Genomic DNA, 21,847 nt, shown 5'->3' on the forward strand with positions numbered 1-21,847 from the left:
TATTTACCTAATAAAAAATAAATAATCAAAAAACTAAACTTCTTCCAAACTAGTTTTGCCACATTTCTGCCTTATTTTTGTAATATAATTGTGATTATTTGTCTCTATAATAAATCTGAGATGATAAGGAGGAGATAAAAAATGAAAAAAATATTAAGTATCATAACTATTTTAACAGTTTTAACATTTGCTTTTACCGGATGCGGAAACAAATCACAAAGTAGTAGTACACAAAGTACTTCTACAACTGAAAGCAGTAACAGTAAAACAAACACTCAAAGCAGTGATGCTAGTAAAAAGACCCCTGACCTTTCAGGAGAGGTTACAGCAATTAGCGGTACTGAAATTACCTTAAAGCTTATTGAAGTTCCAACTGCGGGCGGAGATAAGAATGCTACATCTACTGATGGACAAAATAAAGATCAAAGTACAACAACAGATGGACAAAGTAAAGATAAGACTCCACCTGCTGATGGACAAAATAAAGATAAGACCCCACCAACAGAAGGTCAAAAGCCTAAAATGGAAATAAAATATACAGGAGAAACTAAGACTTTAAAGCTTGCTGATGGAGTTTCTATTACTACAATGGTTAAAAATGAACAAAGTGGAGCTCAACAAAGCGGAACTCATCAGGGTGGAACTGAAAAGACTTTAGCTGTTAAGGATATAAAAGTAGGCGATAGACTAAATGTTTGGTACACAGACAGTAATAAAACTACAATTTCTAAAGTTAGTGTTTTAAATGTTCCTACTGCTAAAAATTAAATTACAAAAAAATTACTACGAAAATCCTCGTAGTAATTTTTTTTTAAAAATTTGTTGATTTGCATAAATTTAGGCTTTGTCCTATTTTATAAAAGCCCAAAACCTAAATTTTCGCAAATTCAAATACATTAACTTAAAATTTTATTTTAAGCCCATGCATCAATTATATTAGTGGAATTTCCACTTGATGAATTTGTATTCGTAGAACTTAGCAGTTTATTAACTTCATTTGTATCACTTTCAGTACTATTATTTGTACTTGTTTTTCCTGTCTTACTTGTATTATTTTTGCTGCTTTGCTCAGTTCTTTTTTGTTGAATTTCTGATTCTATTTGTTCGATTTCTGATTGTATTTCCTTAATTTTTTGCTGTTTTGTTTTGTCATCATCTTTACTTTGATTAACTTTCTGTAATTCACTTTGTAATTTTGCCTTTTCGCTTTCAAGTTCTGATATATCACTACTACCACTAGCACTACTACTAGTACTACTACTACTGCTGCTACTACTACTACTTTTAGTATTGCTACTTGCCGCCGAGTAGCCTCTACTTGATACGAATGAAACTGACGAAATACTCATATTAACCTCATTCCTTCCATTGTGTATTTAAACTATAAATATGATCTTATTGCTATTCTTATTAATACTGTTATAATAGTTCTCTAAGATCATGATTTATTCTAAAACATTTTGACTTTCATTTTGAATAGTATCATATTGATTTCCATCCATATAATTAGGATTAAATGCCATCATTCTAGGCCTATTGTTTTCTTGTTCCTGAATTTTTTCAAGTAAACTTTTCATATCTGCTTCAGACATAGTATCTAAATCAAGACTTGTTATATCAGTTGATTTTTCATCTGAAGTTGATATTGTTGAAACATCAGTTTTTAATTGTGTAAGTGTTTTCTTTATATCATCGGTTGACATATTATCAATATCTGCAGATCTAATCGAATCTATGTCTTTCTTCACCTGACTAAATGCATCAGACTCTGAGGATTCAGTTTCTTTACTTTCATCAGCTTTACTCTTAGCTTTCTCCTGAATTGTTTTCAACATGCTTCTCATATCATCTGTCGATATACTATCTATATCTATATTTGAAGCGTTACTTGATTTACCATATGGACTTCTAACTGATTGCAAATCCGTTTTTAATTGAGTAAGCGTTGACTTAACCTCATCATCCGACATACTATCAATATCCGCATTTTTAATAGAGTCCATGTCTTCCTTTACCTTATCAAACACATCGGGTGGTTCAACCATTGGTTTCTGACTGGACACAGCACTAGCTTGTTCTTGAACATTTTCAAGTAAACTCTTCATATCTGCTTCAGACATGTTATCTAAATCTGCACTAGTAATATCATTTGTTTCTTCACTTGAATTAGATACAGATGAAATATCACTTTTCAATTGAGTAAGAGTTTTCTTTATATCATCAGCTGACATATTATCAATATCTGCTGTTTTGATAGAGTCCATATCTGTCTTTATTTTCTCCATACTTTCAGATATTTCTGAAGATCCACTGTCTTGCATCTTAACCGAATTCGCAAGCATTCTTCCATTATAATTTAAGCTGCTAATATCCATATCTTCACTAGACACAAAAGGCCTTGTTACAGTAGAAACTTTTGTTTCGGTTTCACTTTGTGAAGAAGTGGAATCTTCATTACTACTTACCTTTGTATTCAAGAGAGAATTTAATTGGTAAACTTGATTGTAATAATCATATTGGTTTGAATAAATTTTCATACTTTTTACCTCCTAATTTTTACCTGCTTCCCTGCACTTATTTTCCTATTTTAATTATCGAAAGCTATTAACTTTATTTTGTGGCAATATTGTGGCAAACTTGTGGCAATTTAAAATAAGCTATTATTTTAAATGATATTATACTTTGAGTATGGTAAAATTTTTATCAAGAGGTGAATTAAACATATGGATAGTAAACTTATATACATTGCTGATGATGAAATTAATATCTGCAACATTATAAGATCCTTTCTTATAAAAGAAGGATTTAAAGTTGAAATATTTAATGATGGTCATTCTATTCTTGAAGCCTTTAATTCTAGACAAGCTGATATGCTAATAGTAGATATTATGATGCCAGAAATAGATGGTTATTCTCTATGCTCACTAATACGAAAGAAAAGCTCTGTTCCTATAATAATAGTATCTGCTAAAGATACTGAGGCTGATAAAATAGCAGGGCTTACACTAGGAAGTGATGATTATCTTACTAAACCATTTAGCCCAATGGAACTTATTGCTAGAATTAAAAGCATCTTTCGAAGAATAGCTTTAGATAAATCTTCTTCCAAAAATGATGAACTAATAAATATTTTTGATATTTCTATAGATGCTCATTCAAAACAGGCTAGCTTTAATGAGAAAAGCATAGGCCTTACAGGAATGGAATTTTCCTTGTTTCATTACCTTGCTATAAATAAAAATAGGGCTGTTAGCCGGAAAGAGCTACTGGACAAAGTATGGGGTTTTGAACATAATGTTGAAACTAGGGCTACTGATGATATGATAAAAAGGATTAGAAAAAAGCTCTCAGATTCTGGTTCAATTTTAAAGATTCATACTGTATGGGGATTTGGATTCAAAATAGAAGATAAGGAATGATATGATGAAAAGAACTACGATAAAATGGAGAATTTTTAAATATAATCTTATCGTAATTATTATGCTAATAACTTTAACTACAGTTATATTTAATATTGTCGTGCGTTTATATTTTGAAAAAGAAATTATTCGTCAATTAAATAAAATTGCATTAAGTACCGAACACGTTGCATTGCAGCATGGTCCAAACCTTCTTTCCGAACCTCAAAAGTCACCTCCCCTGGATCAACAAAATGGCAATGATATTTTTAAATTTTATCTTACGTTAGATCGTTCATTAAAGGAGCAAGTTACTGTTTTAAATGCAGATTATATTTTACTTGATAAAAACAAACTTATAGTTACTCCTTTTCCTAATGAACGATTTGGTCCTTCTGGAGATTTAACTGACCAAATAACTAATGCTATCAATAAATCACAAAATCTTAATGATGAAATATATTTAAACTTTAGTTCTTATAGTACCAAATATATAGCAATTATAAAACCAGTACCTTCTCATAACACTTTTGGTTTAGGATGGATAGCCATATATTCAAGCCTTGATAAAGTTAATCAGATACAATTTTTTATAAACTTAATTCTTCTTGCTATTCTTATTTTCTCAGCCTTGGTTATTGTAGTAGTTTCTTCAATTGTATCTAAAAAGATATCTGCACCCTTTTTGGCTCTCAATAACCATATAAAATACATAGCTGAAAGAAACTTTGGTAATAAAATCAATATGCCTGTAGATGATGAGTTGCGCGAACTTGTGAGTAGTATTAACATTATGTCTGAAAAGCTTGAATCCTACGATAAAGCTCAGAAAACGTTTCTACAAAATGTATCTCATGAATTTCGAACTCCTCTTATGTCTATACAAAGCTATGCTGAGGGTATACAGTATGATGTCGTAGATTATAATACTGCTTCTAAAATAATAGTTGATGAATCCAAACGTATTACTCATTTAGTAGAAGATTTGCTTTATCTATCTCGTCTTGATTCAATTGAAGAAAGCTATCATTATGATAGCCTGGACTTTGATAAATTGCTAAGCAATTGTATTGAACGCATAAATGGCATTGCTATCTCAGATAATATAAAAATTACCAATAAAAACCTTAGAAGATCGACTAAAATATACGGAGATGAAGAGAAACTTTCCCGTTCAATCACTAATGTACTAAGCAACTGTATACGATATGCCAACAATATTATTTTAGTTACATCAGAAATTGTTAATAATACTATAATTCTTACTATCTCTGACGATGGCCCTGGCTTTGAATCCAATGAACTTCCTAATGTATTCGAACGATTCTATAAGGGAAGAAAAGGAAAGTTTGGTCTTGGATTATCTATTAGTAAAAGTATTATTGAAAAGCATAATGGAAAAATTAGTGCTAAAAACTCAGAATCGGGTGCCCAATTTATAATTGAATTGCCAATACTCCCGAATAATATATAAATAATTCTCGTTCATTCTACTTTAACTTTACATATGTATATTATCAAAATAATGCAAAATAAAAAGAAACTGTCGCACTTAAGTGAAACACCGCCGAAAATATATTTATAAGTACAACAGCTCCTTTTTATTTTTAAAACTATAAATATTATACGAATTAGCTAATATTAGATTTATACCAAACAGCTTTTATAGACATATAGTCTACTTCTGGAGGAAGTACATCCTTTATTGGTTTTAACTTATTTCCTCCTATATTTTTTATAGTTTTTAATATTAAATCCTCATAAGGTTTTTGTATAAAATCATCTACATTTATTTCCATACCTTCTGATAGGCACTTAAATATATGATCCTGTATGGTTGTAATGCCTAATCCTCTTTCCTTTGATATATCTCTTATGCTTTTACCCTCTTTATATAAATTATATGTTATCATATGGGTTTTTATCTTTTCTGCCTTTTCTGGAAGATCTTTTTCTACCTTACTAATGGATTGTAAATTATTTTCTTTTAAGTATTTACATATAGCTTCTAAAAAATATTTTCCATAAACCTCTGCTTTTCTCTCCCCTACCCCTTTAATTGAAAGTAAAGAATCTAAAGTTGATGGCATGTATTCACTCATTTCCTTAAGTGTTGAATCATGGAAAATCATAAAAGGAGGAACACCTTCTTTTATTGAAATTTCTTTTCTTACTGCTGATAAAGTGGCAAATAATTCGTTATCTACCTTAGCAGCTTTCTGAATTTTATTTATCTTCATAAATACTTTTTCTTTGCTTTTTAATACATTATAGGATTTTGGTTTCAATTTTACTACTGGATATGCATCATCCGTAATAGCTAGATAATCATCTGCTATCAGCTTGTTTATCAATGATGCTATCTGTTTTTGAGTAAACTCTCTCATTATTCCATAAGTTGAAAGCTTATCTAACGAAGCAGATAAAACCTTTTTATTTTCAGATCCTTTAAGAACATCTGCTATCATATTTACACCAAAACGCTCTCTCATTCTATAAACGCAAGAAAAAATCTTCTGAGCTTCTAAAGTAATGTCCTTTTCTTCTCTAGTATCGTTGCAATTACTGCAGTTACTGCAATTTTCCATTACTTCTGTCTCACCAAAGTACTGAAGAATATATGCTCTAAGACACTTTGAAGTATAACAATAATCTACCATAGCTCTAAGCTTATTATATTCATAGTTTTTTCTATCCTCAGACATTAAGCTTTCATCAATAAAATACTTTTGAACTTGAATATCTTTTGGTGAAAATAGAAGAATACATTCACTATCCTCACCGTCTCTTCCTGCACGCCCTGCTTCTTGATAATATGCTTCCATATTTTTAGGAATATTATAATGTATAACATACCTAACATTTGATTTGTCTATCCCCATACCAAATGCATTAGTAGCAACAATAATATTTATATTATCAAAAGAAAAGTCTTCTTGAACCTTATTTCTTTGATTTTCACTTAGTCCTGCATGATAAACGCCTACTTTATAGCCACCTTTTTGAAGCTTATCATGAAGACTTTCTGCTTCTCTTCTTGTAGAAGTATATATAATTCCAGTTTTACCCTCATTATTTGATATATATTCTTTTAAAAAATTATCTTTGTCCTCTCCCTTTATAACTGTAAAGCTTAAATTTGCCCTATCAAAACCTGTTACAAACACCTTTGGATCAGATAAATCTAAAAGTTCTAACATATCTTTTCTTACGTTATCTGTAGCTGTAGCTGTAAAAGCTGTTACTATTGGCCTTTTAGAAAGCTTACTGATAAATGAGTTGATTCTTCTATAACTAGGTCTAAAGTCATGTCCCCACTGAGATACACAATGAGCTTCATCTACTGCTATGAGAGGAATGTCTAAATCTCTTAAAAGATTACAAAAACTCTCTGATTCTAATCTTTCTGGAGCAATATAAATAAGCTTATATTTTCCAGATGAGGCATAAAATAAAGTTTCTTGTAGTTCTAAGTTATCTAGTGAGCTATTAATATAAGCAGCTTCTATTCCTATTTCCTTCAAATAATCAACTTGATCTTTCATAAGGGATATAAGCGGAGATATTACAATAGTAACACCTTCCATTAATAGTGCTGGTATCTGAAAACATATAGATTTTCCTGCCCCTGTAGGCATAATAGCTAATGTATCTTTTCCTTTTAATATGCTCTCTACTATTTGCCCTTGAGCAGTTCTAAATTCAGAGTATCCATAATATTTTTTTAAAACCTCTTTTGCTTTTTGTAACATCATAAACATACTCCTTTTTTATTAAGTCAAAACTCAACGAATGACAATAAAATTTTAGGTAGTTATTCAGTGCATTCTACCTAAAAATATTTATAATTCAATTTCGATTATATCATATTTCTATTATATCCAACGTCAATATTAAATAACAAGTTTTGCCTTTGTTTTCAATTATTTAATTATAAACTTCCTTAAAATAAGAGTATAATCTATATATTAAATATTTTATAAGTACAGAAAGAAGGTTTTGTATGAGAAATCAAACTTTACTTTTGAAAAATGTAACTAAAACAATAAAAGGGAAACAAATTATTAAAGGTATAAGCTTTTCAATAGAAGATGGAGAAATTTTAGGTTTCCTAGGTCCTAATGGTGCTGGAAAATCTACAACTTTAAGAATGATTGTAGGCCTTTCAACTCCTACTTCAGGGGAAATAGAAGTTTGTGGACATTCTATTATAAAAAACTATGTGCAAGCTATGTCTAATGTAGGCTGCATTATTGAGGGCCCAGATTTATACAATTATATGAGTGGTATAGATAATCTAAAAATGTTTGCCTCTATGTGCAAAAGTGTTACCGAAAAAGATATTGTTGAGGTTGTTGAACTAGTAGGCCTAAAAAATAGAATAAATGATAAGGTTAGCACCTATTCTTTAGGTATGAAGCAAAGATTAGGGTTAGCTCAATCATTAATACATCACCCTAAACTTCTTATTTTAGATGAGCCTACTAACGGATTAGACCCTGGAGGAATAAATGAATTTAGAAACATAATAAAATCCCTTGTCAAAGAAAGAACTATGTCCGTACTTATATCAAGCCACCTTATGGCTGAGATTGAACTTATGTGCGATAAAGTATCTATTATTAAAAATGGTACTATACTCAAAAATGCAGTGGTAAGCGAACTTTTAAATACTCAAGAAGTATTTTGGGTTCTTGATAATAATCCAAAAGGGATAGAAATATTAAAAAATACATGGAATATAAGTGCTAACATAAATGGTGAAAGAATTGAAGCTAATGTAAACTTATCTCAACTTCCTGAAATCAACAAATCTTTTGTAGAAAATAATTTAATGCTCAAATTTGTTGATAGCAAGCATAAAAGTCTTGAAGATTTGTTTTTAACCCTCACAGAAGGTAATGAAATAGTTTAAATATGGCGGTGATATAATTGATAAAGTTAATAGAAAATGAAATTCTTAAAATGTTGTCTAAAAAAAAGTTACTCCTTATTTCTGGTATCTTATTAATTTTAATATCTTTGTTTGCATATGGGGAGAATCATAGCTATAAAAACACAATTAATAGATATACAAGAATTACAGGACAAACTCAGAATTATGATTGGAAATCACTCGTAAACCAACAGATTTCAGATTTAAAAAGCAGACTCAATAGTCCATACATTAGGGATAATAATAGAACCTCTACAAGTATTCAAATCGAACAATTACAATATTACTTAAACCATAATATGAATCCTATTACCCCAAGTTCAGCAAAATTTACAATTAAATTTATGCAGCAGGCAGTTATATTATTTTTACCACTGCTAGCAATAGTCTTAGCAGGTGATAACGTTTCCGGGGAATTTTCCTCAAAAACAATAAAAGTACTTTTGACCAAAGCTGTGCCTAGGTGGAAAATTCTCTTAAGTAAATACATTGCCCTGTTAATTATGACTTCTATAGTTGTTCTGGAAACAGTAATTATATCTATTATTGTATCTACCTTAATGTTTCATACTGGCGGTTGGGCAGAACCTGTAGCGACTGGTTTTAGAGTTGTATCCGGAAAACTGGATGCTTCTAATGTTATAAAAGCATATGAGTGGCAGTATGCTATACTTGTATATGGCTTAGGATGGTTTGCAATTAATACTGTTACTACCGTATCTTTTATGGTTTCAATACTAGTAAGAAATACATCTACTTCTATTGGCATAATGATGGCTTCATTAATAGGCGGAGAATTCTTACAGTATTTTTTAGCTGATTGGCCTATTGTAAAATACTTTTTTGTAATTAATTTAAATTTACCTAAGTACTTGACCGGCTCCTTTCAACCAATTGAAGGTATGACTCTTACTTTTTCCGTACTTGTATTATGTGTATGGTCTATACTAGCATTGGTTGTCAGTTTTAAAGTTTTTAATACTCAAGATGTACTAGTATAACAGGGGGTGCTTATATGAATAGAAAAATAACACGGATTGGTATATTAACATTAGCATTTTTGAGTACTATAATATTTTCTGTAGGTTTTATATCTTCCCTTAAAGTAACCAGTTCTACAAGTACAAATACTGTATCTAAAGAAAATGCTGCGACTCTTGTTCAAAATAACCAAACAAAAGAATTAAATAATAACTCATACAATATTTTAGTCATGGGAGATTCTCTTGCTAAAGGAACTGGCGATGAAAAAGGACAAGGCTTTGCAAATGATTTTGTATCTTTATGGAAAACTAAAGTAACCAAAGACATAAAAGTTAACAATATAGCCGTTAACGGAGATACCTCCACAGGTTTGCTACAAATTGTAAAAAATGATCAAACTCTTAAAGCCGTAGAGTCTTCTAAAATTATATTTATATCAATCGGTGGTAATGAAGTAAAAAAATTTCAAGCTTCAGATCCATCTTCAGATTCAACTAATGTGAAAGAAACTGAAGATATCTACTTAGAAAATCTAAAAAATATTTTCAAGTATATACGAAGCAAAAATAAAAATTCTATCATTGTTTTTATTGGTCTTTATAATCCTTTTGAAAAAGACACCACTTTAGATAAAATTAAATTGCTAAATGATTGGAATTACCAAACAGAACAACTTATTTATCAAGATCCTAATTCTATATTTATTCCTACACACGATCTTTTTAAATATAACCTAGACAAGTATCTTTCCTCAGACAACTTTCATCCTAACGCTTCAGGATACGATGCTATTTCAAAACGAATATTTGAGACTTTAAAAAATTATACTACGTAGTTATCTTTTATTCTAGTTTTAATAAAGTGAAATGCAATATTAGATTGATTAGTTTATCTGATAAAGAATGAAACCAGAAAGTGGACTTACTCGGAGGGATATAATACTAATCTGAAAGTAGATTTAAATATTTTTTTAGTAGTCTTAGTGAAGGATTTATGAAAAACTTAGAATCTTAGATTGTTTGAGCGGAGCGAGTTATCGAAGATTCTTAGTTTTTCATAAATCCTTTGCTTAGACTACTTAAAAATATTTAACGTATTAAAGATTGGTATTATATCCCGCAGAATAAGTCCACTTTCGGCGGTTCACCTATATCACGAAACTAATTTTACATAAAACACAATATTTCCATTTTTAACTTCAACCCATATCCTTCCTCCATGCAATTCTACTATGCTTTTAGCTATAGCAAGACCTAGTCCACTGCCACCTGTAGTTTGTGAGCGCGACTTATCCATTCTATAAAACCTGTCAAAAATCTTTTGTAACTCTTCTTCATCAATGTCTTCACATCTATTTTCTACAGATGTCATAACTGAGCTTTCTTCCTCCCACAGCCTTACTATTATATCTCCTGGCTTTGGCGTATATCTTATAGCATTCATTAATAAATTTTCAAATACTCTTGCCATCTTATCACCATCTACATTTGCTAAAACTTTTTTATCTGGTATATATTTTTTTATAGCTACATTATTTTCCTCGCATATTATATATAGTTCTTCTATCAGCTGTTCTATAAGTTCATTTAAGAATATATTCTGCCTGTTTAAACTTATTCCCTTATTTGTAAGCTTTGTATATTCAAACAAGTCATTTATGAGAACTTCTAATTTTTCAGACTTATTATAAGCTATATTTATATATTCTTCTATTTCAGATGTTTCTCTATATTTTTTATCCTTTATCAATGCCAAATATCCTTTTATAGATGTTAAAGGTGTCCTCAAGTCATGAGAAACATTAGTTATAAGTTCACTTTTAGTCTTTTCTGCTTTTCTCTCTGACTCTATTTTTTCTTTAAGCTCCTCAGCCATAAAATTTATATTACCTGCTAATCTTGCTAGTTCATCTTTTCCTTCTATTTCTATTTTATTATCTAAATTACCTTTGGCTATTTGAAATAGGCCTTCTGAAACCTTTTCTATATATCTCATCTTTTTGCTAGTTATAAAATAAAACAAAAATATAAAGGCTACTATCCCTTGTAATATTGACAAAAAGGATCCTGCTGAAGGTCTATTATAGACATTGCGCCCTTCAGGTACTCCTGTAATTATTAGATATGCCTTCTTATCCGAAAAGCTTATTCCATCTATCTCTACATATTCTTTTACATCTTTTAGGGCTACTCTTGTTGTTACATTTTGACTATCCTTATCGATTACTAAAGAACTATCTTTTTCCTTTTTAAAGGCGGCTGCTTTTTTTATCTCATCAAATATATCAATTTTTTCTTCACTTGCATTTTTAGATTTGTAAAATACTCTACCTTCTAAATCAGTTATATAAACTTTGACTGTAGAATTGCTGCTATTAATTTTATCAGCTGTCTTTATGATTTGATCTACAGCCGCCTTGTTATCCATGACTATTTGTCTATTTTCAATTTCATATTTCACATAGTTATATTCCTCGTATATTTTAGAAATACCATTACTATAATCTATTTCAGTTATCATATGTTTTTCTCTATAATATCCATCATACCAGCTTCCAACTATAAAAGCAGAAAGCAAGCATATTGCAAAAGTAACCACTAACTCCATTCTTATACTTCTACTTATTTTGTCCTTAGAAAAATAATAGCATCTTATATATGGAGCTAATATCTTTTTTATAAATCTTGGATATTTAATCCTCAAATAGTATACACCTCTTTGTTAAAATATAGTTGCCTTATTTCTCAAATTTATATCCTACACCCCATACTGTTTTTATATATTTAGGTTTTCTTGGATTTTCCTCAATCTTTTCTCTTATTTTTCTTATGTGAACCATTATAGTGTTATCAGATTCATAAAATTCTTCTTTCCATACACTTTCATATATATTTTCAGTACTAAATACAATTCCTCTGTTTTTAGCTAAAAGTTCTAGTATATCAAATTCTCTTCTAGTTAAGGCTATTTCCTTATCACCAATTTTTACTTCATGAGTTAGTACATCTACGGTTAGATCATCAATCTCAATTACACCTTCATTTTTGCTTTCATGGATATTGTTTAATTTAGTGTATCTTCTTATCTGCGATTTAACCCTTGCTATAAGCTCTAATGGATTAAAAGGTTTTGTCATGTAATCATCAGCACCAGTGGTAAGTCCTAATATTTTGTCCATGTCTTCAGTCTTAGCCGAAAGCATTATTATAGGCATATTTTTATTTTCTCTAATTTTCATGCAAGCTTCCATTCCATCCATCTTAGGCATCATGATATCCAATATTATAAGATGAATTTCTTTATTTTCTAAAATACTTAAAGCCTCTACCCCATTGGAAGCTTTAAGAACTTCAAATCCTTCATTTTCTAAATAAATCCCTATTAAGTTCCTAATTTCTTTTTCATCATCTACTACAAGAATAGTTTCTTTCAATTGAACTCTTCCTCTCTATAATAAACTTGTTCTACAACTAAATTATAGCAAAATAACTGACCTCTATTAGTTCATTTAAGAAAAACTTAAGAATTAGTTGCGTTTATTTTAAGATTTTCATAGTACACTTAATTATGTACTTAGGAAATATTTAATATTTTAAGGAGTGATTATTTTGAAACATTCAAGAAGCGTTGCTTCATTTTTCTCATTACTGCCAGGTGCAGGACATATGTATTTAGGTCTTACTCGTCAAGGTATACAACTTATGCTATTATTTTTTTCTGATTTATTTATATCTACTTCTTTCAGTCTTGAATTTTTAGGAGTATTTCTTCCAATAATTTGGTTCTATAGTATTTTTGATGTAAGAACAAAAAGCTTATATGAAGGCACATTACCAAATAATAATTTACCGATTTTCTCTGATATAGATTCTATTGATGATATTTTTAAGAACAAGCCAGCTGAAAAATACATTGCATACATCTTAATTCTTATGGGATTCTTATCATTACTAAATAACATTGTGATTCCTATACTTGGAAGATATTATGACTACCAAATACTACTATATGTAAAGCACTTTATAATATCTCTTATATTAATTGCTATTGGAGTTATTCTATTAAAGGGTAAAAAGATTACTATAAGGCGTGGTGATGAATTATGCAAGCGAGACGAGTAGGTACAATAACTTTAGGACTCTTATCAATAACTATTGGAATAGCCTTTTTCTTAGTAACATTTTTTAACCTGCCCATAGAAAAAGAAATTTTAAAATTTTGGCCTTTAGCTTTCATCTCTTTAGGCATTGAAATTTTAGTATTAAACAATATGGCCTTAAAACAAAAAATGTATATAAAATACGATTTTATGAGTTTTATTCTTATGGCTATTATAATATTTTTATCCTTTAGCACCTATGTCTTTAGCCAATGTATTGCAAGAGGAGTATTTTACATCAGATAAAAGAAAAGGGATTGAGACACTATTAAGTGTAACCATCCCTTTTTCTGTTAAATACAAAATTTTAAACCTTATATATAAAAATTTTTTCAAATACTATCCCCCGATTGTAGTCATATTTCTCTCTATATATTCTCCATTTTCCAAATTATGTTCTTTAGGCTTATTGATTACTACCTCAGTGATTATTTTTCTCAAATCCTCTCCCATTCTCAATGGAATCCTTAAATCTATTTCTGCATTTGAATGAAGGCAAGTTTTAATTTTTCCATCTGCTGTAAGCCTAATTCTATTACAATTGTCACAAAATTTACATGATATAGGATTTATAAGTCCTACCTTTCCCTTTGAGTTAGGCAATTTATAATATCTCGCTGGAGACGATATATCTTCTTTTATAATTTCTTTTAATTCTTTAACTTTTTCAAGAACTATTTTATTAGATATAAACTTGTCTAATGACCAATCTTTAGCTTGCCCTATAGGCATAAGTTCAATAAATCTAACATCTATATTCTCATTCTTGGTTAAATTAACAAAATCTTTTATTTCATCCTCATTAAGTCCGCCAATTAAAACTACATTTAACTTTATAGGGGTAAGCCCTACCTTTTTTGCTTCTTCAATACCTTCTAGAACTTCTTTAATATCTCCGCCCTTTGTAATATCTCGATATTTTTTTTCATTTAATGTATCTAAACTTATATTTACTCTATTTAGCCCAGCATTTTTTAAGTTTCTTGCATACTTTTTAAGAAATATACCATTAGTGGTCATTGCAAAATCTTTTAAACCTTCTATTCTCCCTATGTTTTCTATTAAATTTAGGATTCCTTTTCTAATCAAAGGTTCTCCACCCGTTATTCTTATTTTATTTACACCTAACGATACAAATATTCTTGCCAATTCTTCAATTTCTTCTAATCTTAAAATTTCATTATGTGGTATTTTTTCTATACCTTTTTCTGGCATACAATATCTACACCTTAAATTACACAAATCTGTAATAGATATTCTCAAATAATTTATATTTCGACCATATGAATCTATCATAGTGCTCCTCCAACTAATTTAATCTAAAAGTTTTGTTATATAGTATATATTATACATTTATTCAGTAATAAATTAATATACTTATCCTTAAACTTACTATTAGTAAATCTAGGACATAAATTAGAGTTTCAATTTTTCCTAATTTATTTATATATAAAATGCGTATAAAAACTCCAGTAATTCAACTGGAGCTTTTATCCTAAATAATTATTTTGTTGATACTTTTGATAACTCTAATGCACTTTTTCTTCTTTTTTCCTTAATTGATTCACCAATGTCAACAGGTTTTATTATTTGAAAAGCATCAGTAGGACAAACTTCTGCACATGCTGGTCCTTTTTCTCTTCCTATACATAAGTCGCACTTATTAGCTATCATTTTATCCTTAAAACACAACTTACCATTCTCAATTACTTTTAATCCCTGCTGTACTACTTTTTCACCATCATCATACTCTGCTACTAAATCAATAGCACCTAAAGGACATGCAACTATACAAGTCTTACAACCTATACAAGTACTTTTATCTATGTAGACAACTCCATCTTTATTAACAATTGATCCCTCTGGACATACATTTGCACAAGGAGCATCCTCACAATGTCTACATTGAATAGGTGCACTGACCTTAGCAGTTTTTACAACACTTAAACGTGGATGAAACTCAATTTCAGAAGTATCTAATTCAAAAATATTTTTATCTGAATGAGCTACCACACATGCTATTTCACAAGTTCTACATCCTATACATTTATTAGGATTTGCAACAACAAAAGAATTCATTATTTCAGCTCCTTCCTTGATATATATTCTGTATGCAATAAATTATGGGATTGATGTCCTAATGGCTCACCAAGAAACTCATCATATAGCTTTACAATATCAGGATTTTCGTGAGATTTTCTCAAATTTAATTTAGAATCATGCTCATAGGTAGAAGCTTTTCTGTTTTTATAAGCAATTTCTCTATTCTCTTCTAAAAGAAGCTTTGGTTGTCCTCCTCCACTAACACATCCTTCTGGACAAGTCATTACCTCTATAAAGTGAAAATCACATTTTCCATTTTTTACTTTTTCAAGTACTGGTACTACATTTTTTAATCCAGAAACTACAGCAACTTTTAATTCTAAACTACCAACCTGAACATTTGCTGTTCTGACACCTTGGTCGCCTCTAACAAAATTTAAATCTACATTTGGAATTGGCTCTTTAGTAATTAACTCATAACCAGTTCTTAATGCAGCTTCCATTACTCCACCTGTAACACCAAAGATAGTTCCAGCACCAGTGTAATTTCCTAAAGCTGAGTCAAACTCTTCATCTGGTAAATTTTTAAAATCAATTCCTTGATCTTTAATTAATTGAGCTAATTCTCTTGTAGTTAAAACTACATCTACATCTTTATATCCACTATCCGTCATTTCTGGTCTATCACATTCAAATTTTTTACAAGTACATGGCATAATTGATACGCTAAAAATTTTAGCTGGATCAATATTGTCAATTTTCGCCCCATAAGTTTTAAACAGCACACCTCCCATTTGTTGAGGTGACTTACAACTTGAGAGATGGTCTAAAAGTTCTGGATATTCTTGTTCAGCAAATTTTACCCAAGCAGGACAACATGAAGTAAACATCGGCAAAGTTCCACCCTCTGTTACTCTTTTTATTAATTCACTGCCTTCTTCCATAATAGTTAGATCTGCCGCAAAATTAGTATCGTAAACTCTATCAAAGTTCAAACGACGAAGAGCTGCAGCCATCTTCCCTGGAGTTAATGAACCAAGTGGCAATCCAAATTCTTCTGCAATAGCAACCCTTACAGCAGGAGCACATTGTACAAGTTTATAAAGATTTGAATTATTTAGTGCTTCTTTAACTACTTCTGCATGTCCTATATTATAGGCAGCAAAAAGTGGTTCTTTAACACTGGATAACATTCCTCTCTCTTCTATTTTAATATCTCTTGATGTTATTTCTTCATCAAAGCTAGAAGCATATGCACTACATATCTGAACACATTGTCCACAAACAACACAACGGCTTGCATCTATACTTTGTGGCTTACCCTCTTCACCAGTTATTGCATCTACAGGACAAACTTCTGAACAGCGTCTGCATCCTGTACATAGTTCTTTATCAATATTAACTATACTTATTGACATATTTAACTTACCTCTCTTCATAATTAAAGTAGTATTTTTATAGTCCCCTAACAAAAATGTTTATAAATTTACTTGTAGTTTTTCACTGTTTCAAATAAACTTAATGCAGCGGCTATATTACGAGATTTCTTTTCTTTAACTGGAGTTACTAAAGTTAAAGCTTTTTGAGGACAGGCATTTACACATGCAGGCTTACCATTCTCTTTACACAAATCACACTTATATGCAATAATTTTAACTTTATTTTCTAGTCCGTATTCCCCTTCTTGTTTTAAATTAGTCTGCTCTACTTCTTCTCCGTTATCATATGCTGGAAGCAAGTCTACAGCTCCAAAAGGACACGCTATTAAACATGTCTTACAACCTATACATGCCTCTTCATTGATTATGATAGTATTATTTTCCTGCTTGATTGCTCCAACAGGGCATACATTTGCACAAGGGGCATCTTCGCAGTGCCTACATTGAATAGGCATAGAATAATTTTCATCTTTAATAACATATAGTCTTGATATAACAGGAGTAGTAACAGTACCAACTGTAGCACCAACATTATTGTTTTCATTATGAACCGCAAAACATGCGACTTCACAAGCCTTGCAACCTATACATTTGCTTGAATTAGCTATTACAAATGAATTAGGAGTTGCTTTCATTTTTCCCCCACCCTTCTTAATTCTGAAATAGTAAAAAGTTTTGCATAAATTTCACTATTCCTATTAATTTTCAATAATTTTATCTATATAAACTTGATCTCTTTCCTCTTCCTTAACCTAAGCCTAGTTAGCAAGCCAAAGTTATGAATATGTAAAAAGAAACAAGCTACTAGCATAATTAATACTTTATTCTTTGCTCATTTGAATATATATTCATATTTCTTCCTCTAACAAAACCTATTAAAGTAATGTTTAATTTTTTTGCTAGAGCCACTGATAAACTAGTAGGAGCTGATTTCGAAATGACAATTGGTATCTGCATCTTTGCAGCTTTTAAAATCATTTCTAATGACACCCTTCCACTTATTACAATAATTTTATCTTTTAGAAATATGTTATTTTTAATAGATTTTCCTATAACTTTATCTAAAGCATTATGCCTAGCCACATCTTCACAAATAACTATTGTTTTTTTCTCATCACATAAAGCCACACTATGCGCTCCTGATGTTTTTTTGAATACTTCTGAATAATCTAGGTTTTCTTTCATGAATTCATAAACTTTTTCAAAAGATAATACTACCTTACTTTCTACTGGTTTACAATTTATAGAATCAAAAAAATTTGGAATGCTATTACATTTATTGCTATCAAGACTTTGTAATTCAACTTTTTTACAGTGGAAATTTTTCATGGAAATAACACTTTCATCTACCTCAACTTCTGCCATTCCTTTTTTTTCATCTAAATCAAATTTAATTATATCTTCTAATCTTGTAATAAATTGTTCAGTCATTAAAAATCCTAAAGTTAACTCTATAAGATTTTCAGGACTGCAAAAAAGAGTTGCTATCTTCATTTTATTTAAAAAAATTGTCAAAGGATACTCACAAACTAAGAATTCATTTACATCGTTTTTTACATTTTCTTCAATTTTAATAATTTTACATTCTAAAGTTTTATCCATAATATATTTTTCTAGTAAAAAGAATCTTTATAAAGCTTCTTCTTACTATATATTACCTCTCTATTCCATCATTAATATAAACCTTCATTAATTAATACATTTTCAAAATCGTTTACAATTGCCATATTTGTACCACCATCTATTTAGAGCCACAAATCTGAAGTTCTTGCATTTTCTGTAAGCCTAAGGTCCACTACTATTACTTTTGCATCTTTTTCTTTTGCCTTAACTATTCTATAAACAACTATAGGATGAGACTCTGCTGGATTATATTATTTCTTATTGAAAATTAAAAAATTCACAATGTTTATCACATTTATAGACATCTAAGGTGTCATGTAATTATCTTAACTTGCTTAAACTTCACTTATCTAAGAAATTTAATCACTTATTTACAGTATAATAATTCCAGCATATATATGCAAGAGTCTTTCAACATATATATGCATGGATTATTATTTACTTAATGCAAAAAAACTCTAATTTTCTCCATTTATATCATTAATTAGGTCAATTATTAAAATTAATTTCATTTATCAAATTTAATATTCATCTGTCTTTTAAGCTTGTCATACTCATCTCTTATATATTGCTCTGCATATTCTTGATCTTCAATTCTTTCTACTCTAATAGCGCAATATTTATATTCAGGAGTTTTTGAAATAGGATCCATATAATCACTCGTCAGCTCATTACAAGCCCCTACCCACCACTGATATGTCATATATGTTTCACCTTTCTTAACCCTATCAGTAATTAAAGCTCTTGCTACTATAGAACCTCTACGCGAACCTATCCTTACAAGCTCCTGATCTTGTATCTTAAGTTTTTCGCCATCTTCTATACTCATCTGTATATATCCTGGCTCATCAGCTAGCTTCTGTAGAGCGCGGCAATTTCCAGTCATAGTTCTTACAGAATAGTGTCCTACTTCTCTTACCGTTGATAAACTTAATGGATATTCTTCATCTGGCAATTCCATAGGAGGTCTCCACTCAGAAGAAAATAATTGGCCTTTTCCACTAGGCGTAGTAAATTTATTGCCTTCATATAAATAAGTTGTTCCTATATGATCTTCACTTGGGCATGGCCACTGAATGCTCCCTAATTCATCAAGTTTTTTATAACTTGCTCCAGCAAAACTTGGACAAAGACTCCTCATTTCATTCCAGATTTCTTCTGTATTTTTATAATCCATAGGATACCCCATGGCAGTAGATATTTCACATATAATCTTCCAATCAGGTTTTACATCTCCATTAGGTTCTACTGCTTTTTTAAATCTTTGGAATCCTCGATCAGCAGATGAATATACTCCCTCATGTTCTCCCCAAGCTGTAGCAGGCAAAATTACATCTGCATGTAAGGCTGTTTTGTTCATAAATATATCTTGAACTATCACTAATTCTAAATGATCTAACACTTCCCTTACTTCAGAAGCATTAGGATCACTTTGAACAGGATCTTCACCAAATATATAATAAGCTTTAATTTTGTCTTCATGTAAAGCTAGATGAGGTACTTCTGTCAACTTATATCCTGGCTTACTAGAAAGTTTTACTCCCCATGCTTTCTCAAACTTTTCCCTTACCCTATTATCAGTAACTTCTTGATATCCCGGGAATACATTTGGCAGCGTTCCCATATCACAAGTACCCTGTACATTATTTTGACCACGTACAGGACCAATTCCTACATTTGCTCTCCCAAAATTTCCTGTTAACAATGCTAATGAAGCTAATCCTTTTACAACGTCAACTGCCTGTGAGAACTGGCAAACACCCATTCCATAAAGAATCATAGCGTTTTTAGCCTTTGCATATTCTCTCATAGATTTTCTAATGTCTTGAGCTTTGACTCCAGTTATTTTTTCTGCATATTCTGGAGTATATTTTGCCACTGAATTTTTATACTCTTTAAATCCTTCTACATACTTATAAACATATTCTTTATTGTAAAGTTCTTCATTTATTAAAACATTACCAAAAGCATTAACTAATGCCATGTTGGTTCCACCTTTTAAAGGCAACCATAAATCAGCAATCCTTACTGATTCGGTTATTCTTGGATCAGTTACAATAATTTTAGCACCTTTTTCTTTTGCTTTAATTATTCTTCTTGCAACAATTGGATGTGAGTCTGCACCATTATATCCAAAGATGAATAATAAATCTGTATCCTCTATTTCTGGAATAGAATTAGACATAGCACCATTTCCTAATGAGTAAGCCAGACCGGCTACTGAAGGAGCATGTCAAACTCTAGCACAGTGATCTATATTATTTGTTCCAATTACTGCTCTCATAAACTTTTGCATTACATAATTCGCTTCATTTCCTGGCCCTCTTGCAGATCCTGTTCCCATTATGGCATCGGGGCCGTATTTTTCTTTTATTGCAATTAACCTTTCAGCAACAAATTGTACAGCTTCATCCCAAGAGACTTCTTCTAACTTTCCACTTTTTCTTATCATTGGTTTTTTTAATCTAGCCGTTAAAATTTGTGGATCATTTAAAAAATCCCATCCATAATATCCTTTTAAACATAGGTTTCCTTCATTAGTTCTTCCATCTGCTGCTTCTGCTCTTATTATTTTCTCATTTTCAACTACTAAATACATTTTGCATCCTGTGCCACAATAAGGACAAACAGTCAAAATTTTTTTCTCCATTTTTACGCTTCACTCCTCAGTAATTTAATTTACAGAATATATACAAAATAAAATAAGCCAGCACAAAACATATTCATATGCATGTACTGGCTTATCGAAAGCTAAAATACTTTAGTCATTTTTCTTTCTAATCGAACCGTTATCTATTAATTTTAGAAATATAGTTATTGTTCTATTACTATTCTTCCAATTGTCTATCTTCCAACTATATTCAAACCTTTTACCAACTACTTTATAAGCTTCATCTAAAAATTGTTTTTCGAGGTGTGGTTTCATAATTCTCCAATAGTCCTTTACTACTTCATCAGCACCTTCTCCTACTAATATTTCTGATAAATTGGATAAAATTCCACTTATATGTATCGTAATTATCTTTTCCTCTATTTGAACCTTAACACAATCTGGCCCCTTACCTCTATAGTGTTTTATAATTCTAGAAACCAATCTTCTTATATTTTCCTGCATTTCAAATTTCTCATTTGACATAACAAAACCTCAACTAATAACCATATAGAATCTAATTTTTTGAAATCCTTTTAATAAAGTTGGCTAATAGAAAAACGCTAAGTATCTTGTACTTAGCGCTCTATATCCTACCTGGCAACGACCTACTCT

At 30.3% G+C, this 21,847-nt stretch carries 20 protein-coding genes and 1 pseudogene; 8 read left to right on the forward strand and 13 right to left on the reverse strand.

Annotated elements, in window-relative coordinates; all coding sequences use genetic code 11:
- Nucleotides 1-141: 141 nt before the first annotated feature.
- Nucleotides 142-768 carry a hypothetical protein gene (locus tag I6U48_RS03730; RefSeq protein ID WP_218319064.1) on the forward strand — a complete coding sequence of 209 codons (627 nt, stop codon included), beginning with the start codon at nucleotides 142-144 and terminating at the stop codon, nucleotides 766-768.
- A gap of 146 nt (nucleotides 769-914) precedes the next feature.
- Here the strand turns inward: I6U48_RS03730 and I6U48_RS03735 are convergent, their stop codons facing one another.
- The gene (locus I6U48_RS03735; RefSeq protein ID WP_218319065.1) at nucleotides 915-1,349 is read right to left on the reverse strand and encodes a FlxA-like family protein; all 435 of its coding nucleotides are present in this window, start codon (nucleotides 1,347-1,349) and stop codon (nucleotides 915-917) included.
- Nucleotides 1,350-1,445: 96 nt separating this feature from the next.
- Nucleotides 1,446-2,537, reverse strand: a complete 1,092-nt coding sequence (locus I6U48_RS03740; RefSeq protein WP_218319066.1) for a hypothetical protein — start codon at nucleotides 2,535-2,537, stop codon at nucleotides 1,446-1,448.
- A 186-nt stretch (nucleotides 2,538-2,723) separates the two neighbouring features.
- On the opposite strand from I6U48_RS03740, the gene I6U48_RS03745 reads away from it, so the two are divergent.
- Nucleotides 2,724-3,419, forward strand: a complete 696-nt coding sequence (locus I6U48_RS03745) for a response regulator transcription factor (RefSeq protein ID WP_218319067.1) — start codon at nucleotides 2,724-2,726, stop codon at nucleotides 3,417-3,419.
- A 4-nt stretch (nucleotides 3,420-3,423) separates the two neighbouring features.
- Nucleotides 3,424-4,872, forward strand: a complete 1,449-nt coding sequence (locus tag I6U48_RS03750; protein ID WP_218319068.1) for a sensor histidine kinase — start codon at nucleotides 3,424-3,426, stop codon at nucleotides 4,870-4,872.
- A 157-nt stretch (nucleotides 4,873-5,029) separates the two neighbouring features.
- Here I6U48_RS03750 and recQ read toward each other — a convergent pair whose 3' ends face one another.
- Nucleotides 5,030-7,150, reverse strand: a complete 2,121-nt coding sequence (recQ, locus tag I6U48_RS03755) for a DNA helicase RecQ (protein ID WP_218319083.1) — start codon at nucleotides 7,148-7,150, stop codon at nucleotides 5,030-5,032.
- A gap of 251 nt (nucleotides 7,151-7,401) precedes the next feature.
- On the opposite strand from recQ, the gene I6U48_RS03760 reads away from it, so the two are divergent.
- Genes I6U48_RS03760 through I6U48_RS03770 form a run of 3 tightly spaced genes read left to right on the forward strand, consistent with a single transcriptional unit; the run spans nucleotide 7,402 to nucleotide 10,153 of the window.
- Nucleotides 7,402-8,313: an ABC transporter ATP-binding protein gene (locus I6U48_RS03760; protein ID WP_218319069.1), complete on the forward strand. Its 912-nt coding sequence runs from the start codon at nucleotides 7,402-7,404 to the stop codon at nucleotides 8,311-8,313.
- Nucleotides 8,314-8,330: 17 nt separating this feature from the next.
- The gene (locus tag I6U48_RS03765; protein ID WP_218319070.1) at nucleotides 8,331-9,335 is read left to right on the forward strand and encodes an ABC transporter permease; all 1,005 of its coding nucleotides are present in this window, start codon (nucleotides 8,331-8,333) and stop codon (nucleotides 9,333-9,335) included.
- Between the two features lie 14 nt (nucleotides 9,336-9,349).
- Complete coding sequence (locus tag I6U48_RS03770; protein ID WP_218319071.1) at nucleotides 9,350-10,153, forward strand: SGNH/GDSL hydrolase family protein; 804 nt, start codon at nucleotides 9,350-9,352, stop codon at nucleotides 10,151-10,153.
- 317 nt (nucleotides 10,154-10,470) lie between these two features.
- Here the strand turns inward: I6U48_RS03770 and I6U48_RS03775 are convergent, their stop codons facing one another.
- Nucleotides 10,471-12,021, reverse strand: coding sequence for a sensor histidine kinase (locus I6U48_RS03775; protein WP_246615190.1), 1,551 nt, complete (start codon nucleotides 12,019-12,021; stop codon nucleotides 10,471-10,473).
- A gap of 34 nt (nucleotides 12,022-12,055) precedes the next feature.
- Nucleotides 12,056-12,751, reverse strand: a complete 696-nt coding sequence (locus I6U48_RS03780; protein ID WP_218319072.1) for a response regulator transcription factor — start codon at nucleotides 12,749-12,751, stop codon at nucleotides 12,056-12,058.
- Between the two features lie 166 nt (nucleotides 12,752-12,917).
- On the opposite strand from I6U48_RS03780, the gene I6U48_RS03785 reads away from it, so the two are divergent.
- The gene (locus tag I6U48_RS03785; RefSeq protein WP_312890878.1) at nucleotides 12,918-13,439 is read left to right on the forward strand and encodes a hypothetical protein; all 522 of its coding nucleotides are present in this window, start codon (nucleotides 12,918-12,920) and stop codon (nucleotides 13,437-13,439) included.
- On the forward strand, nucleotides 13,421-13,723 hold the full coding sequence (locus tag I6U48_RS03790) for a LiaI-LiaF-like domain-containing protein (protein ID WP_218319074.1): 303 nt from the start codon (nucleotides 13,421-13,423) through the stop codon (nucleotides 13,721-13,723). The genes I6U48_RS03785 and I6U48_RS03790 overlap by 19 nt, the downstream gene beginning before the upstream one ends.
- 93 nt (nucleotides 13,724-13,816) lie before the next feature.
- Here the strand turns inward: I6U48_RS03790 and moaA are convergent, their stop codons facing one another.
- From moaA to I6U48_RS03825, 8 genes and pseudogenes are all read right to left on the reverse strand, one after another.
- On the reverse strand, nucleotides 13,817-14,773 hold the full coding sequence (gene moaA / locus I6U48_RS03795) for a GTP 3',8-cyclase MoaA (protein WP_218319075.1): 957 nt from the start codon (nucleotides 14,771-14,773) through the stop codon (nucleotides 13,817-13,819).
- A 207-nt stretch (nucleotides 14,774-14,980) separates the two neighbouring features.
- Complete coding sequence (locus I6U48_RS03800) at nucleotides 14,981-15,556, reverse strand: 4Fe-4S dicluster domain-containing protein (protein WP_218319076.1); 576 nt, start codon at nucleotides 15,554-15,556, stop codon at nucleotides 14,981-14,983.
- Nucleotides 15,556-16,938 carry a [FeFe] hydrogenase, group A gene (locus I6U48_RS03805; protein ID WP_218319077.1) on the reverse strand — a complete coding sequence of 461 codons (1,383 nt, stop codon included), beginning with the start codon at nucleotides 16,936-16,938 and terminating at the stop codon, nucleotides 15,556-15,558. Before I6U48_RS03805 ends, I6U48_RS03800 begins: the two co-directional genes overlap by 1 nt.
- Nucleotides 16,939-17,006: 68 nt before the next feature.
- Entirely contained in the window at nucleotides 17,007-17,594 is a 588-nt protein-coding gene (locus tag I6U48_RS03810; RefSeq protein ID WP_218319078.1) for a 4Fe-4S dicluster domain-containing protein, read from the reverse strand.
- A 178-nt stretch (nucleotides 17,595-17,772) separates the two neighbouring features.
- A complete protein-coding gene (fdhD, locus tag I6U48_RS03815; protein ID WP_218319079.1) occupies nucleotides 17,773-18,561 on the reverse strand; it encodes a formate dehydrogenase accessory sulfurtransferase FdhD in 789 nt (262 codons plus the stop codon).
- Nucleotides 18,562-18,635: 74 nt separating this feature from the next.
- Nucleotides 18,636-18,833: pseudogene (locus I6U48_RS30440) on the reverse strand (molybdopterin-dependent oxidoreductase); the annotation flags it as partial.
- A gap of 257 nt (nucleotides 18,834-19,090) precedes the next feature.
- Nucleotides 19,091-21,232, reverse strand: a complete 2,142-nt coding sequence (gene fdhF / locus I6U48_RS03820; protein WP_218319080.1) for a formate dehydrogenase subunit alpha — start codon at nucleotides 21,230-21,232, stop codon at nucleotides 19,091-19,093.
- A 111-nt stretch (nucleotides 21,233-21,343) separates the two neighbouring features.
- The gene (locus I6U48_RS03825) at nucleotides 21,344-21,718 is read right to left on the reverse strand and encodes a Na-translocating system protein MpsC family protein (protein ID WP_218319081.1); all 375 of its coding nucleotides are present in this window, start codon (nucleotides 21,716-21,718) and stop codon (nucleotides 21,344-21,346) included.
- Between the last annotated feature and the right edge of the window lie 129 nt (nucleotides 21,719-21,847).

Source organism: Clostridium thailandense, assembly GCF_019207025.1.
Taxonomy (GTDB): domain Bacteria; phylum Bacillota; class Clostridia; order Clostridiales; family Clostridiaceae; genus Clostridium_AM; species Clostridium_AM thailandense.

Excerpts from the sequence above, each read along its gene's own strand:
- I6U48_RS03730 (WP_218319064.1), top strand. The coding sequence starts at position 142 with ATGAAAAAAATATTAAGTATCATAACTATTTTAACAGTTTTAACATTT.
- I6U48_RS03735 (WP_218319065.1), bottom strand. The coding sequence starts at position 1,349 with ATGAGTATTTCGTCAGTTTCATTCGTATCAAGTAGAGGCTACTCGGCG.
- I6U48_RS03740 (WP_218319066.1), bottom strand. The coding sequence starts at position 2,537 with ATGAAAATTTATTCAAACCAATATGATTATTACAATCAAGTTTACCAA.
- I6U48_RS03745 (WP_218319067.1), top strand. The coding sequence starts at position 2,724 with ATGGATAGTAAACTTATATACATTGCTGATGATGAAATTAATATCTGC.
- I6U48_RS03750 (WP_218319068.1), top strand. The coding sequence starts at position 3,424 with ATGAAAAGAACTACGATAAAATGGAGAATTTTTAAATATAATCTTATC.
- recQ (WP_218319083.1), bottom strand. The coding sequence starts at position 7,150 with ATGTTACAAAAAGCAAAAGAGGTTTTAAAAAAATATTATGGATACTCT.
- I6U48_RS03760 (WP_218319069.1), top strand. The coding sequence starts at position 7,402 with ATGAGAAATCAAACTTTACTTTTGAAAAATGTAACTAAAACAATAAAA.
- I6U48_RS03770 (WP_218319071.1), top strand. The coding sequence starts at position 9,350 with ATGAATAGAAAAATAACACGGATTGGTATATTAACATTAGCATTTTTG.
- I6U48_RS03790 (WP_218319074.1), top strand. The coding sequence starts at position 13,421 with ATGCAAGCGAGACGAGTAGGTACAATAACTTTAGGACTCTTATCAATA.
- moaA (WP_218319075.1), bottom strand. The coding sequence starts at position 14,773 with ATGATAGATTCATATGGTCGAAATATAAATTATTTGAGAATATCTATT.
- I6U48_RS03800 (WP_218319076.1), bottom strand. The coding sequence starts at position 15,556 with ATGAATTCTTTTGTTGTTGCAAATCCTAATAAATGTATAGGATGTAGA.
- I6U48_RS03805 (WP_218319077.1), bottom strand. The coding sequence starts at position 16,938 with ATGTCAATAAGTATAGTTAATATTGATAAAGAACTATGTACAGGATGC.
- I6U48_RS03810 (WP_218319078.1), bottom strand. The coding sequence starts at position 17,594 with ATGAAAGCAACTCCTAATTCATTTGTAATAGCTAATTCAAGCAAATGT.
- fdhD (WP_218319079.1), bottom strand. The coding sequence starts at position 18,561 with ATGGATAAAACTTTAGAATGTAAAATTATTAAAATTGAAGAAAATGTA.
- I6U48_RS03825 (WP_218319081.1), bottom strand. The coding sequence starts at position 21,718 with ATGTCAAATGAGAAATTTGAAATGCAGGAAAATATAAGAAGATTGGTT.